This is a genomic window from Streptomyces aureocirculatus (assembly GCF_000720475.1).
GTDB classification, from domain to species: Bacteria; Actinomycetota; Actinomycetes; order Streptomycetales; family Streptomycetaceae; genus Streptomyces; species Streptomyces aureocirculatus.
In genome coordinates this window covers 143224-158357 of record NZ_JOAP01000020.1, presented here as the reverse complement: position 1 = coordinate 158357, position 15134 = coordinate 143224, and the positions used below count along the sequence as shown (strand labels likewise).

Here is a 15134-nt window from a genome sequence, read left to right as displayed (position 1 = left end):
TCTGGTGGGACGCTGTCGTTCAACTGCGGTCGAGTGCCGTCAGGAGCTCGTCGTTGTAGAAGTCCTCCAGGGAACAGGCGCCGGACAGGGTGGAGAAATAGCGGTCGATCAGCGTCTGGTCCCCCACCAGGCTCCGCAGGAATGCGGTCCGCTCGTCGGTGGGTTTCAGTTCGGCCACCTTGAGCGTGCTCCGGTAGAACTCGTAGAAATGCTTGTCCAGGTCGCTCTCGTACCGGTTCAGCGCGCGTTTCAGCGCCGTCTCGTCGTGCAACCGGTCCCCGATGTGCCCGGTGAGCAGATCGGCCTGGACGAAGGCGTCGGTGATACCGCGGGCGGCGATGGAGTCCTTGTGGTGCACGGCGTCCCCGATCAGCACCCAGCCGGGACCGCACGCCTTCCGGAAGAAGTTCTCCTGGTGGCCGGTGCCGTAGAGCTGTTCCACCCGGCGGCCCGCGGAGATCCGCTCGTACAGTTCCGGGGCCGTCGTGCGGACCGCCTCCAGGTATGCGGGCTCCACGTCGGAGCGGACCTTGTGGAACTCGCTCTGCGGGAAGTAGGTCATGACCAGGGCGAGATCGGCGTTGGTGGGCAGGGCGCCGACCCAGCGGCCCGGCCCCTCGTACTGCTCGAAGTGCGCCGGGACGCCTTCCCAGTAGCTGTAATAGGTGCAGGTCATGCGCGGATCCTCGATGACGGCTTCCGCTTTCGTCTCGCGCGCGACCAGGGACCTCATGCCGTCCGCGCCCACCACGAGGTGCGCGCGTTCTGTGGTCTCCGCGCCGCCCGGCGTCCTGCACCGCACCCCAGCGACCCGCCCTTCCTCGAACAGCAGGCCACCGACCGTGCAGTTGTCCCGGAACTCGGCGCCCGCTGCCACCGCGCCCGCGGCGAGGATCGGGTCGAGCACGAAGCGCCTCGGCGCGTACGTGATGCGGTGGCCGTCGACCGGCAGCGAGGAGCCGGCGAGGCGGACGCCCGGCGACTGGTAGCTGATGCGGTCGATCGGCCGGCAGCCCGCCTGCCGGAGATCGTCGAGCAGACCCCACTTGCCCAGCAGCGCGACGCCCGGCTGGTGGATGTAGTGCGAGGACAGCTTGTCCTGCGGGAACTGCGCCTTCTCGAGCAGCAGGACGCGATATCCCTGCCGGGCGAACAACATCGCGGCCGGTGAACCGGCGCAGCGGGCACCGACGACGATCACGTCGTACATGACGACTCCGTCCTGGAGGGGTTATCGGTCGGAAAGCGGGGACGGCCGGGATGCGGAGGGCACGATCTCCCCGCCCTTCGTCCTTCTGCTCAGCGCCGGCCTGCTCGTCGGGGCCAGCTCTTCCCACACCGCCGAAAGACCGGCGATGGTGCGTGCTTCGAAGAGCGTGCGGATCGGTACTTCCAGGTGCAGGTCCGCACGGATCTGGGTGACCAGTTTGATGGCGCGCAGTGAATTGCCGCCGAGCTCGAAGAAATCGTCGTCGATGCCCACGCGGTCGACTTCGAGAATGTGGGCGAAGAGCACGCAGAGTGATTCCTCCCGCGTCGTCCGCGGCGCGCGGTAGCGCACGGATCCGGCCTCGCCCGCCGGTGGTTCCGACAGGCGCGGGCCGGTGTGGAGCAGCGCGCGCAGCCGGTCCCGCCCGGCGGTGTCCAGGGCGTCGAGGGTGCCGACCCGGGTGTGCGGATCGTCCGCGATGTGCTCCAGGACGCGCACCAGGCGGGCGGCGATCAGCTCGACCGTGCCGTGGGCGAGCTGTCCGAGCGGGTGGTCGAGGGAGAGCTGGAGGTACGGTTCGGCGCCCGCGTTCAGCGTCACCGGGTAGTGGGAGCCGTAGTACGGCCGCATTCCGGTGACCTCGATGCCCGCCGCGGCGTCGGCTTCGGCGAGCGCGACCCGGTCCACCGGGTAGGACTCGAAGCCGATGAGCGTGTCGAACAGCGTGGTGTGTCCGGTTGCCTCCTGGATGTCGGCCAGACCGTAGTAATGGTGGTCCATGAGCCTGCCCTGCCGGTCCTGCAGATCGACGAGCACCTGGGCCACGGTCGACGCCGCCGGGCACGGGACCCGCACCGGTACGGTGTTGATGAAGAGCCCGATCATGCGGTCCGCCCCGGGCAGCGCGTCCGGGCGCCCGGCAACGGTGGCGCCGAAGACCACGTCCCTGCGCCCGGTCAGATGGGCGAGAAGCAGCGCCCAGGCGCCTTGTACGACGGTGTTGAGCGTGACGCCGGACTCCGCCGCGCGGCGGGCGAGTCGTTGCGCGGTGTCGAAGCCCAGGTCCAGCTCCACCCGCCGGACGCCCTCGGCCTCGTCGGCCGCGCTGCGGGGCGCGAGGAGTGTGGGTCCGTCGAGGCCGTCGAGCTCCTCGGCCCACGCACGGGCGGACGCCTCCCGGTCCTGGGCGGCCAGCCACGTCACGAAGTCCGCGTAGTCACGGACGGGGGGCAGGTCGGTGGGGGCACCGTCGGCCGCGTAGAGCCGGAGCAGGTCCCGCGTCAGCAGCGGCAGCGACCAGCCGTCGAACAGCGTGTGGTGCGCGGTCAGGACGAGTTCCGCCCGGTCGGGCGCGGTCCTGGCCAGTGCGAGCCGGATCAGCGGGGGGACCGCGGGGTCGAAGTGGGCCGCCCGGTCGGCGGCGAGGAACGCTTCGAGGTCCCCGGCGCCGTCGAGGTCCAGGACGCGCCAGTCCAGCTCCACCTTGTGCGGGGCGAGCTGGACCGTCTCCCCGTGCTCGCCCGCGACGAACGCCACGCCCAGGTTCGGGTGGCGCTCGAGAAGGGCCTGTCCCGCGCGGCGCATCCGCTCCGGGTCGACGCGGCCGGAGAGATGGAACACGAACTGCAGGTGGTACACGTCGAAGGAACTGTCGGCGAGCATCGCGTGGAAGAGCAGCCCGGACTGCACCGGCGTGACCGGCCACACCGCGGCCAGCCTGCCGTAGAGCGCCTCCCAGTCGTCGATCCGTGTCTGGTCCACCTCGACCAGGGGCGCGTCGGCGGGGGTCAGCCCACCGGCGCCGGGCGTCGCGGCGTGCCGCGCGAGCCCGGTCAGCGCGTCGACCCACCGCCGCGCGAGGTCGTCCACCTCGGCGCGGGAGAGCACCCCGGCCGGGTGGCCGAAGCGCGCTGTCAGCCGGCCGTCCTCGCCGACCGCCGCGTTGATCTCCAGTGCCGACAGCGGCGGCATGTCCGCGTTCGGGGCCGGGACGAGGTCGCCGAGCTTCGACAGGGGTGCCCACCCGTCTTCCCGCAGTTCCTCGGGAATGTCCGCGGCGGAGACCTTGCCGAGATAGTTGAAGCCGATCTGCGGATCGTCGTGGCCGCGGAGGACCGCCGCGGTCTCCTGGTTGAGATGGCGCAGCAGCCCGTAGCCGATGCCCTTGTCGGGCAGGGCGCGCAGCCGCTCCTTGACCAGCTTGACCGCCCGTCCGGCGGCGGGACCCCCCGCGAGCGCGTCGTCCACGTCGACGCCCGCGAGGTCGAACCGGACGGGGTAGGTGCTGGTGAACCAGCCGACCGTGCGGGAAAGGTCGGCTCCGGGGACGACGGCCTCCTCCCTGCCGTGGCCCTCCAGGCGCACCGTGAACGACGCGTCGCCCAGCCCGCGGGCCCGCCGCCAGCCCGCCACCGCCAGCGCCAGAGCGGTGAGCAGACCGTCCTCCGCGCCTCCGCGGTACGCCACGGGCAGGGCGGTCAGTACCGCCTCGGTGACCGGGGCCGGCACCTGGACGTGCACCGTTTCCACGGTCGCCGCCACGTCCACGGACGGGTCCAGAGGCCGCTCCCCCAGCGGCGGTTCGGCCCCCGCCAGTACGTGCTGCCACAGCGGCAGCTCCGCCTGCCGGCGGGCGGACTCCTCCACCAGCGCGTGTGCCCACCGCCGGACCGAGGTGCCGACGGCGGGCAGCACGGGCTTCTCGGCAGCGCGCACCTGGCGCCAGGCAGCGGCCATGTCCGGCAGCAGGACGCGCCACGACACACCGTCGACCACCAGGTGGTGCAGCACCACGAGCAGCCGGTCGGGCGCCGTGTCGGACGTGAACCTGACGAACTGCGCCATCACTCCGGCGGCCGGGTCCAGGCGGTCGGCGGCCGCGTCGAGTTCCGCCGCGACGGCTTCGTCCGTCGGGGGCCACTGCGCGCACGGGACATGGTGCAGCAGCGGGTCGACCTCCACGGCGTCCGCCGAGTCGACCCACAGGGCCATGCCGGTCGGGGTGAGCCGACTGCGCAGGATGTCGTGGCGGGTGAGCACGGCTTCGAGGACCGCGACGAGCCCGTCCCGGTCGACGGCTTCCGGCAGTTGCACGGTCATCGCCATGGCGAGCCGGTTCACGCCGCCGCCCGCCCCGAGTACGTGCAGCGCGATCGGGGCGGCGGGGATCCAGCCGACACCACCGCCGGGCAGCTCCGGCAGCGTTCGGCGGTCGCCGTCCTCCGCACCCGCGAACTCGGCGAGACGGGCGATCGTACGGTGTTCGAAAATCTCCCGCGTACTGAGACGGAGGCCACGGGCCTTGGCCCGTGCCACGGCCTGGATGGAGCGGATGCTGTCCCCACCGACGGCGAAGAAGTCGTCGTCGACACCGATCCGTGCCACACCGAGGACATCGGCGAACACCTCGGCCAGGAGGTGCTCGGCCGCGGAACGCGGCGCCCGGTAGGTCTGCCCGCCGAACTCCGGCGCCGGCAACGCCTCCCGGTCCAGCTTCCCGTTCGCGGTCAGCGGCACGCGGTCGAGCAGCACGAAGACCGAGGGCACCATGAACTCAGGCAGCCGTGCGGCCGCGAACCGGCGCAGCTCGCCACCGGAGACACCGGCCTGGAAATCGAGGTCGCCGACCCCGCCCGCGCCGTCGCCGCCGACGACACCGCCGCCGGCCGGCACCGCGTACCCCACGAGCCGCCGCTGCCCGGCGCCGTCCGCCCTCGCGACCACCACGGCCTGCGCCACCCCGGGGTGCTCGGTCAGGACGGCTTCGATCTCCGCCGGTTCGATCCGGAATCCGCGCACCTTGACCTGTGCGTCGATCCGGCCGACGTACTCGAGCCGGCCGCCGGCGTCCCACCGCACCTGATCCCCGGTCCGGTACATCAGCCCACCGTCCGGCCCGAACGGGCAGGCCACGAACCTCTCCGCGGTCTGACCGGGGCGGCCGAGGTAGCCGCGGGCCACCCCGGCACCGGCCACATACAGCTCCCCGATCGTGCCCACGGGGACCGGCGCCAGGCCGGGGCCGAGGACGTACACGGCGGTGTTGTCCAGCGGGCGGCCGATCGGGACGGTGTGGCGCACCTGTTCACCGGCGGCCAGGCGGTGCCCGGTGGCGAACACCGTCGTCTCCGTCGGGCCGTAGGCGTGGGCGAGCGTCACGTCGGGGCACACCTGTCGCACCCGGCGCCAGGCGGCCGGTGAGGCCACGTCCCCGCCCGTCCACACCTCGCGCAGCCCGGCGAGGGAGTCCGGGCGCTCCTCCGCGATGGCCGTGAACAGGCCCGTGGTGAGCCACAGCACGGTGACGCCGTGGGCGGCCCGCAGCCCGGCGAGGGTCTCGATGTCCAGCTCTCCCGGTGGCGCCACGACCACCCTGCCGCCGTTCACCAGGGGCACCCACAGTTCCTTGACGAACGCGTCGAAGGTGTGCGGCGCGTGGAACAGCGTGGTGGCGTGGCTGTCGTCCTGCCAGCGGTGGTCCGTGACGTACGCCTCGAGATTGCGGTGCGTGGTACCGATGCCCTTGGGGGCTCCGGTCGACCCGGACGTGAACATGACGGCGGCCAACTGGTCCGGTTCCCACCGCGAGGGCCGCTGCGGCGGTTCACCGCCGTCGTCGGCGCCCGCGGCCCCCGCGTCGTCGAGCAGCACGACGGTCGCCGCGAGCTCCTCGGGCAGCGTCGCCGCTGTCGCCGCGTCGGTCAGCACCATCCGCGCCGCCGCGTCCCGCAGCATCGACCTGATGCGCTCCGCCGGGTACTTCGGGTCGAGGGGCAGATAGGCCCCGCCCGCCTTCAGGACCGCGAGGAGGGCGACCACCAGGTCGGCCGAGCGCGGCAGCGCGACCGCCACGACCACTTCGGTGCCCACGCCCCGGCGCCGCAGGGTGTCGGACAGACGGTCGGCGCGCCTGCCCAGTTCCTGGTACGACAGCGCCACGTCCCCGCAGACGAGGGCCACCGCGTCCGGGGTCTCCCGCACCCGGAGGTCGAAGAGCCCGGGCACCGTCAGCTCCGGCAACGGCACGTCCGTGTCGTTCAGCTCCCGCAGCAGCCAGTCCCGCTCGGCGCCGTCCAACGGGTCCACCGTGCCGATCCGCGCACCCGGGTCGGCGACCAGGGTGCGTACGAAGGTGAGGAGCCGTGCCGAGAAGCGCTCCAGTTCGGCGGGGATGTACATGTCCCGCGGCGCGTCCATGCTGATCGTGACGGCTTCCTCGGGGCCGGACTCGAACACCGTGATCATGAGTTCGTCCGGTGAGGGAAAGCAGCCGCCGAGGAAGGACGCGGGGTGCGCGCCGAAGCGCAGGCGCCGCATCGGGATGAAGTTGAGGATCACACCGAGCGGGCTTCGCCCGACGTCGGTCAGGCCCATGCCCTGCCTGATGTCGGCGATCAGGTGCCGGCTGCGCGGTGTGACGGACGCCTTCTCCGCGGCGATCGTGCGGGCGATCTCCAGGAACGAGTCCGTTTCCCTGACGGTGACCCGCAGCGGGATGAAGTTCGCGGCCATGCCGGTCGCCCGGCGTGTGGCCTCGGAACGGTTGCCCGCGCCGAGCGAGAACATGAGTTCCGAGAGACCGCAGGTCTCGTGCATGAAGACGGCGGCGGCCGTCGTCACCAGGGTGGGGATCGACATGCCTGCGGCGTCGGCGACCCGCTTCCACTCGGCGGCCTCGGCACTCGGGATCACCGTCGTGTGGTTCGCGATACCGATGGAGTGGGCCACCTGCCCGGGACCGGGGCGGGGTGCCGGGTCGTCGTTGCCCGGGCGAGCCTCGACCGCACCGCGCATGCTCGGCAGCCGCGCGGCCTCGGGCGGATCGGTGAGGTAGCCCCGCCAGAACGCCGCGTCCTCGGTGAAGCGGGGGGACTCGCGGTAGGCCGCCTCGTCCCTCGCCACGACGCCGGCGTCGGGGACGGGCGCCGGCGGTACCGGTTTCCCCTCGGCGAGAGCGGTGTAGACCTCGGCGCACCGCAGCGCGAAGTTGTTGTAACCGAGGCCGTCGGTCACGATGTGGTGGAACACCTCGCAGAAGATCCAACGCGTCTCGTCGAGTTTGATCGCGCCGAGCCGAAACAGCGGGTCGGAGCCGAGGTCGAACCGCTGCTCCTGAACCTCTGTGAGCAGCGCGTACAGCTTTTCCTCAGTGTCTACGGCGCCCCCGGCGACCCCGGCGCGCCCTGCATCCCCTGCATCCCCTGCACCCCCTGCGTCCCCGGAGCCGCTCAGGTCGTAGAAGAACGGCTCCCACGAGCCGAGTTCCAGGGGTACCGTCCGCACTCCGGAGTCGGTCTCCTCGAACGTGACGAGCAGGTTGGTGTTCTCCTCGAGGACCTGCCGGAGCGCCGCGGCCAGCAGGTCCTGGTCCAGTGCGCCGTCGACGTCCCACCAGCCGGCGATGTTGTTGCGGATCGACGGCTTCAGCTTGTCGGCGATCCACAGCCCTGTCTGTGAGGAGGACACCTCACAGGTACCGGCGTCCAGCGATGCGATGTGCGCGGACAGGGCGGCCACGGTCGGATGCAGGAACAACTGGTCCATGGGGACCTCCACGTCCAGTTCCTCGACGAGGGCGTTCTGGATCCGCGCCATGGCGATCGAATGGCCGCCCAGAGCGAAGAAGTCGTCGTCCGGTGCCACGTCGTCGACCTTCAGCTCACGGCACCAGATGGCCCGTACCTTGTCCGCGATCACCGCACTCCTCCTTGCCGTCGCACGCGATCGGTGAGCGCCGCGCGGTCCACTTTTCCGTTGGGGTTCAGGGGAAGGGCGGGGACGCTGATGACATGGGCCGGGACCATGTTCCGCGGCAACTCCCGCAGCAGGCCCGCGCGTACGTCGTCCGCGTCCGGCTCGGGCCCCTTGGGGGCGACGAAGGCGATCAGTTCGATGTCCCCGCAGTCCGCGCGCCTGGTCACCACCGCGGCCTCGCGCACCCCGTCGAGCCTGCTCAAGGCACGTTCCACGTCGGCCGGGTCGATGCGCATGCCGCGGATTTTCACCGTCGCGTCCATCCGGCCGAGGACGACGAGATCTCCGGTCGGTGTCACGTAGCCGCGGTCGCCCGTGCGGTACACCCGGTGCGGCACACCGTCGCGCACCACCGTGGTGAACCGCTCGGACTCAGGACCCGTGCCGCCCAGGTATCCGGCGCCGACGCTCGTCCCCGAGATGCAGATCTCCCCGTGCTCCCCCGGCCCGACGTCCGCCAAGTCGGCGTCGAGAATGTGGATGTCGGTGTTGTGGACGGGCTTGCCGACCGGGACCGGACCCTGTTCCCCGGCCCCGCGGCCGGCGAGGTCGTACGACGACGCGACGTCCGTGCACTCGGCGACACCGTACTGGTGCAGCAGAGCGCATGTGTTCCCTTCTCGCGCCGCCCACTGCGCGACCCGTTCGAAGGAGAGCGGTTCGCCCCCGAAGAACACCTGGTCGAGGCCGGCGAGGGCATCACCCCTGCGGGCCGTCTCCCAGTCGACGAGCAGATAGAGCACGCTCGTCGCGCAGTGCACCGTGCGGATGCCGTACTCGGTGAGCAGGCGGTAGGCCATCGCGGTGTCGAAGTTCCTGCTCGGCAGCAGATGCTGGGTGGCTCCGCAGAACAGCGGCATCATCAGGCTGCGCTGGCTCAGGTCGAACCCGAAGGCGCTGAGGACCAGGTGGTGCGACCCGCGGTGCAGGCCGTATTCGAGCAGCAGCCAGTTCAGCAGGTTGAACCAGCCCTCGTGCCGGGCCGCGGTGACCTTCGGCGTACCGGTCGAACCCGACGTGAAGACCGCGTAGCACAGGTCGTCCCCGGTGACCCCGACGTCGGGGTCGCTGGTCGCAAGCCGCGCCAGAGGGCCGGAACACTCCGCCAGATCGACGGTCTCGACGCCGGTGGGGGCCACCAGTGCCGCAGTCGCCGGTGACACGGCGATCAGGGCGAGGCCCGGGAGCTGTGCCACCATCAGCCGGAGCCTCGCGGCCGGGTAGGACGGGTCGAACGGCACGTAGGCCGCGCCGGACTTCAGCGTGCCGAGAACGGCGATGACCATGTCGAGCGAGTAGTCGAGGCAGACCCCGACCTTCGCGCCGCGGCCGATGCCCCGGGCGGTGAGGAAGTGCGCGAACTGGTTCGCCTTCGCGTTCAGTTCCGCGTAGGTCAGCCGCTGCCCGGCGCAGACGACGGCGATGCCGTCCGGTGTGCTCCTCGCGTGTGCCTCGAACGCCTTGTGGACGACTGGCTCCCGCGGCAAGCCGACACGTTTTCCGTGCAGTGTCATCGTCTGGCTCCCGTGTGACGAGTATTCGGTCGTGGCCTGGGAGATGCGCGGCCCGAGCGTCATTTCGACGGCTCGCTGCGAACGTAGGCACCGCCGTCCTCGAAATGTCCTCGAAGACGCCTCGAAACTCAGGACATCCAGACCCGGCGCCTCGCGGTGTCCCGCCGGGCGGGAATCGGCAATGTCCCGCCGGCGCCCGCTTGTCCCGCTAGCGAGACACCGCAACCGAAAGCGGTTGCCCACGCAGAATGCCGCCGCTCATACTGATGAAACTCCCGATGCCGCAACGGTCCTTGCACAAAAGGCTTTTCCATGACTTCGGCCATTGCGGCAGAAAACGCATGCGTGACCGACGGAGGAGATTTCCGTAGATGACTGAAGCGTTGAGTCGATGTCGGGGTCCGCATGCCGGTACCGGCGAGTTCGTCGAATTCCGCCTGCTCGGCCCACTGGAGGTGCGGGTCGCGGGTGAGCGGCGCGAACTGCCGGGAAACCGCTCGCGGACCGTGCTCGCGTGCTTGCTCGTGGCCGAGGGCGAGGTCATGTCGGTCACCCGTCTCGTGGACGCCGTATGGGGGCCGACGCCGCCCGCGACGGCGGAGAAGCAGATCAAGAACAGCATCTCCGATGTGCGCAAACAGCTCGCGGGGGCAGGGGTCGTGGTGGAGACCGCGCCGCCCGGCTACCGGTTGCGCATCCGCAGCGGCGAGACCGACCTGCGTACGTTCCGGCGCCGGGTCGCGCTCGCCAGGGAACATGTGGCACGAGGGGGACGCAAGGCGGAAGCCGTCGTCGAGTACCGGCACGCGTTGGCGCTGTGCGGCGGGCAGGTCCTGAGCAATGTGCACAGCGCGTTCATCGACGCTGTGGCGGCGACGTTCCACGAGGAGAAGCTCGTCGCGTACGAGGAGTGCGTCGAGCTGGAACTGGACGCGGGCCGGCACCGCACATTGATCGTCGAACTCATGGAACTGGTCGAGGTGAATCCGCACCGCGAGGGGCTCGTCTGCTGCCTCATGCGTGCGCTGGCCGAGCTGGGCGAACGGGCCAGGGCGCTCGCCGTCTACGACCGGACCCGCAAGGTCCTGCGCGAGGAGTACCGGACCGAGCCGGGGTCCCGGCTGCGCGGGCTGTGCGCGCGTATCAGGGTGAACGAGCTGGCGCCGCGGCCGGAGGGGCTGCCGCACGGCCCCTCCACCCTGCCTCCCGACGTACCCGAACTCGTCGGCCGGGCCGCCGAGCTCGGTGCGATCGTCTCGGCGGCGCGTCCGCGCGCGGCCGGGGGGTCCGCGCGCAGCGGCACCGTGGTGATCGACGGCATGCCGGGCGTCGGCAAGACCGCACTGGCCATCCGGGCCGCACGCGAACTCGCCGGTGACTACCGGGACGCGCAGCTCTTCCTCGACATGGGGGCACACACCGGCGACGGCACGTCGATGAGCCCTGCCGCCGCGCTCGGGCATCTGCTGGTCGCCCTGGGCGTCCCCGACCGGGAGATCCCGGCCGGCCTGGGGGAACGTGCCGCGCTGTGGCGGGCGAGCCTGCGCACACGCCGCGCCGTGATCGTGCTCGATGACGTCCGCGGCAGCGCACAGGTCAGACCGCTGCTGCCGGAGAGCGCCGACTGTCTGGTACTGATCAGCACCAGAAACCGGCTCGCCGGTCTCGACGGCGTCCGCACCGTGTCGCTCGCGGCGCTCCCCGCCGAGCAGGGCCGGGTGCTGTTCTCACGGGCGCTCGGAGACGCGCGCGCCGAGGATGAGCCGGCCGACACCGGTGCCGTGGTCAGGCTCTGTGGCGGGCTGCCGCTCGCTCTTCTGATCGCCGCTGCGCGGCTTCGGCACCGCGCCCACTGGACGGTGGGCGACCTGGCCGGCCGGCTGGCCGACGGCGAGGAGCTGCTGGCGGAACTCTGCGCGGAGGACCGCAGTGTCGCGTCCAGGCTGCTCTCCTCCTACCGGCGCCTGGAACCTGGCCTGCAGTGGTTCTTCGGGGTGCTCGGGCGGGCGCGCACCGACCGGATCGACGTCGCGGAAGCCGCCGGTCTCGCCGGTGTCCCCGACGCTCGCGCCGAGCGCTTCCTGGAGGCGCTCGCCGACCGGCACCTCGTCGAGCCGACCGTGCCCGGGACCTACCGGATACACGGCTTGGTACGGGCGTACTCCCGCACCCTGACGGACCGCACCCGCAGGCAGGTGCGGCCCGTCGAACTGGTCGAGCGCTGTCCGGAGGACCGGGAGCGCGACCGCGAACGCGGGCGGGACCGCGACGGCGCCGCGTAGGCGTCAGCGCCCACCGGTCAGGAGCTTGGTCAGTTCCTCCGGCGCGTCGAGGAAGTCGTAGTGGCCGCCCTCGACGATCCGGACGTCGACGGAGTCGGAGTACCGGTGCCATCCCTGGAGCTGGCCGACCTCTACTTCGGGGTCGTCCCGCCAGTGCAGCACCACGATCTCGCACGGCAGCACGACCGGTTCCGACCGGTGGTAGGCACCGTTGGCGTCGAGATCGCGGCGCAGTACGGCAAGACCCATGTCGATCATGTCCGGTTTCGGTTCGAGCCCCCGGCTGCGCGTGACGCCCTCCAGTTCCGCGCGCAGCTCGGCCTCGCTCATGGTGAGCATCCGGTCGAACGGGCAGTCGTGCGGTGCCACCTGGCCGGACACGAAGAGCGTGTCCGGGGTGGGCAGACCGAGCTCGGCCAGCAGCACGGCCGTCTCGAACGCCGGCAGCGCGCCCGCGCAGTGGCCGAAGAACGCGAAGGGCCGGTCGAGTTGCGGCACCAGCGGTTCGATCAGCGCGGCGGCGAGCTCCTGGTAGGTCCCGTAGTGGGGTTCGGCCATCCGGTTCTCGCGGGCCGGGAACTGCAGCGGGCAGATCTCGACGTCGTCGAGCACGGCGGGCCACGCGTGGAAGCTGGACGCGCCGACTCCGGAGTAGGGGAAGCAGAACATCCGGGCCGGGTGTTCGGCGGCCGGGGGCCGCACGAACCACGGCGACCTGTTGTTCGCGGAGCCGATCTTCATGGGGTCGCTCGCTTCCGGGTGACGAGGGGCAGATGGGTCATGCCCGCGATGAAGATCGAGCGCAGGTGCTGTGGTTCGCCGTCGAGCTCGACCGAGGCGAACATCCGGAACAGTTCCTCGAAGAAGATGCGGGCGGTCATGCGGGCCAGCGGGGCGCCGATGCAGTAGTGCGGCCCGAACCCGAAGGCCACGTGCCGGTTCTCCGCCCGCACCACGTCGAACTGGTGGGGGGCGGCGAACTGCGCCTCGTCGCGGTTCGCCGACCCGATCCAGGCGACGACGGCGTCACCTGCGCGGACCGTGCCGCCTGCGACATCGGTGTCGGCCGTCGCGTACCGCATGAAGTTGCAGGCGGCCGACGTCCAGCGCAGCCCCTCCTCCACCAGGGCCGGGGTCAGCGAAGGATCGGCCTGCACCTTGTCGAACTGCTCGGGTCGCTCGATCAGCGTGAGCACCGTCCCGGAGAGGGTGTGCGGTGTCGTCGCGTTCGCGCCGAGGAGCAGGCTGTAGGCGTCGTAGGCGATTTCCTCGTCGGTCAGCGGCGCTCCGCCGGCGCGGACGGCCATCAGGTGGTCGAAGAGGGTTTCCGCCTCGCCCCCCGCGGCCCGCCGCTGCCGGATGTGTGCGTTGAGGTACTCGAAGATCTCGTGGTGCGCGATGGTGAGCGTCGCGTGCTCGGCGCCGATCCGGAACTCCGGATCCGTGGGAGCGGTCACCATCGCCGTGAGGCGTACGAGTTCGTCCCAGTCCCGCTCCGGGATTCCGAGCAGGGCACCCGCGACGATCATCGGGAGGCGCCACGCCCCCTCGGCCAGATCCCACCGGCCGCCGTCGAGCGCCGGTTCGAGGAACCCCACCACGGCCCGGCGGATCCGCTCCTCCCAGGACGCCACCGCCCGCGCCGTGAGCCGGCCGCTGATCGACCGGCGGACCTCGGTGTGACGCGGCGGGTCGGTGGACGTCATCAGCATGCCGGCGGCGATGTCGTCCTGCCCGAGCTGGGTCACGACGGTGCCGCGTTCGGAGGTGAAGACGCGGTGGTCGCCGAGGACACGGCAGACGTCCTCGTAGCGGGTCACCGACCAGAACGTGCGCCCGTCGGGCAGGGTCTGGTGGTGCAGCGGCGCCTCGGCCCGCATGACGTCCCAGATCGCGTGCGGATCGCCGAGGGCGAAGAGTTCCGGGTCGAACAGGTCGACGTGGTCGAGGTCGACCGCATCGCTTGACCCCGCCGTCAGCCTCACAGCGCCACCCCCTCCTTCTCGATCAGTTCGGCGACCGCAGTCGGCGTCTGCGCCAGATAGAAGGCGCGCACGGAGAGCTCGACCCCGTAGAGCGCCCGCATACGGTCGATGATCTGCATCCCGACCAGCGAGTTGCCGCCGAGTTCGAAGAAGTCGTCGTCCACCCCGACCGCGGTGCCGCCGAGCTCCTCCTGCCACACGGCCGCTATCTCCAGAGCCCTGGACGCGGGCGGGTTCGCCGCGGCGACCGGTGCGCGCCGCGAGGAGCCGGGATCGGACGTCGCGGTACGCAGCCGCTGCGTGATCGCCTCCACCACGGGTGCGGGGTCCTCGGTCAGATAGTGATGCCGTCCGGGGAAGAGCTGGACGTCGAACTTCTCGGCGGTCGCATCGCCCCAGGTGTCCAGGTCCCGTGGTGTGCAGGTGTGGTCGCTCTCGCCGCCGAACGCGGTGACGGGCGCGTGCAGTTGTTCCAGGCGCGTGGGCCGGTAGCGGTCGGCCATCCGCAGGTCGGCCCGGAGCGACGGCAGCACGACCGGCCACAGCCTGGGGGTTTCGAGCACCTGGAGGTCCCGGCCGCCGAGCTGTTGGACGGTGGCGACCAGGTCCTCGTCGTCGAGCCGGTGGTCGTCCTCGCCGTGCCGGTGGTGCGGGGCCCGCCGCGCCGACACAAAGACGTGCCGGAGGTCGTGACCGGTGTTCCGCTCCACCCGCAGAGCGATCTCGTAGGCCAGGGCGGAGCCCACACTGTGGCCGAAGAGCGCGACGGGCCGGTCGGGCAGCTCGCCGAGTTCGGCCGCCACCCGGTCGGCGGCTGCCACCAGGTCCTCGATGTGCGGTTCCGCCAGCCGGTCCTGACGTCCCGGATACTGCACGCCGATCAGCTCGACGTCCGCGGGCAGCAGTGGATGCCACGCGGCGACCATCGCGGCCGTCCCGCCTGCGTGCGGCAGACAGACGAGCGTCATGGCCGACTGTTCATCATGCTGATATCGCCGCAGCCACGATCCCATGTCCAGCCCTCTTCCCTCGTCCGGTGATTGGCACTGTCGGCCGCTCCGAACGTAGGCAGCGCCGTCCTCCGATCGTCACTGGCCCATCATCGACCGATCCGTCGGCGGGTCCGCGGGCGTCCTACCGGGCAGTGGTCGTCTCTGGGGTGAGAAAGGAGGCACGGGGCGTCGGCGCCCCCCGTGGCCTGCGGTGACGTGCCCGAGAAAGCGAGTACGGCTCAGCCGCGCGATAAAGGATCATTCGGATAACGAGGTGACGCACCACTGTCATGTCAACAGGACGCCTTCCCGTACAAGGCGTGACGGCCGGATTCCGCGATGGTTGAATAATCTTCCGCAGCGCGTATGACCGGAACACCGAGCCGCGATGATCATGC

General features: G+C 71.1%; 7 protein-coding genes. 1 reads left to right on the top strand and 6 read right to left on the bottom strand.

From position 1 onward, the window contains the following. Positions 1 to 19: 19 nt before the first annotated feature. Genes IG78_RS0119875 through IG78_RS0119865 form a run of 3 tightly spaced genes read right to left on the bottom strand, consistent with a single transcriptional unit; the run spans position 20 to position 9450 of the window. A complete protein-coding gene (locus IG78_RS0119875; RefSeq protein ID WP_030565068.1) occupies positions 20 to 1210 on the bottom strand; it encodes an NAD(P)/FAD-dependent oxidoreductase in 1191 nt (396 codons plus the stop codon). A gap of 21 nt (positions 1211 to 1231) precedes the next feature. Then, on the bottom strand, positions 1232 to 7906 hold the full coding sequence (locus IG78_RS0119870; protein WP_051852780.1) for a non-ribosomal peptide synthetase: 6675 nt from the start codon (positions 7904 to 7906) through the stop codon (positions 1232 to 1234). Beyond that, a complete protein-coding gene (locus IG78_RS0119865) occupies positions 7903 to 9450 on the bottom strand; it encodes an amino acid adenylation domain-containing protein (RefSeq protein ID WP_318657869.1) in 1548 nt (515 codons plus the stop codon). The genes IG78_RS0119870 and IG78_RS0119865 overlap by 4 nt, the downstream gene beginning before the upstream one ends. Before the next feature lie 398 nt (positions 9451 to 9848). Here IG78_RS0119865 and IG78_RS0119860 point away from each other — a divergent pair, with 398 nt between their 5' ends. Beyond that, complete coding sequence (locus tag IG78_RS0119860) at positions 9849 to 11759, top strand: AfsR/SARP family transcriptional regulator (protein ID WP_051852779.1); 1911 nt, start codon at positions 9849 to 9851, stop codon at positions 11757 to 11759. Positions 11760 to 11762: 3 nt separating this feature from the next. Here IG78_RS0119860 and IG78_RS0119855 read toward each other — a convergent pair whose 3' ends face one another. From IG78_RS0119855 to IG78_RS0119845, 3 genes are read right to left on the bottom strand one after another with little or no spacing between them, the layout of a single operon-like run. Beyond that, a complete protein-coding gene (locus IG78_RS0119855) occupies positions 11763 to 12500 on the bottom strand; it encodes a thioesterase II family protein (protein WP_030565059.1) in 738 nt (245 codons plus the stop codon). After that, entirely contained in the window at positions 12497 to 13744 is a 1248-nt protein-coding gene (locus tag IG78_RS0119850; RefSeq protein ID WP_030565058.1) for a cytochrome P450, read from the bottom strand. The genes IG78_RS0119855 and IG78_RS0119850 overlap by 4 nt, the downstream gene beginning before the upstream one ends. After that, on the bottom strand, positions 13741 to 14712 hold the full coding sequence (locus IG78_RS0119845) for a thioesterase II family protein (RefSeq protein WP_051852778.1): 972 nt from the start codon (positions 14710 to 14712) through the stop codon (positions 13741 to 13743). Before IG78_RS0119845 ends, IG78_RS0119850 begins: the two co-directional genes overlap by 4 nt. Positions 14713 to 15134: the final 422 nt, after the last annotated feature.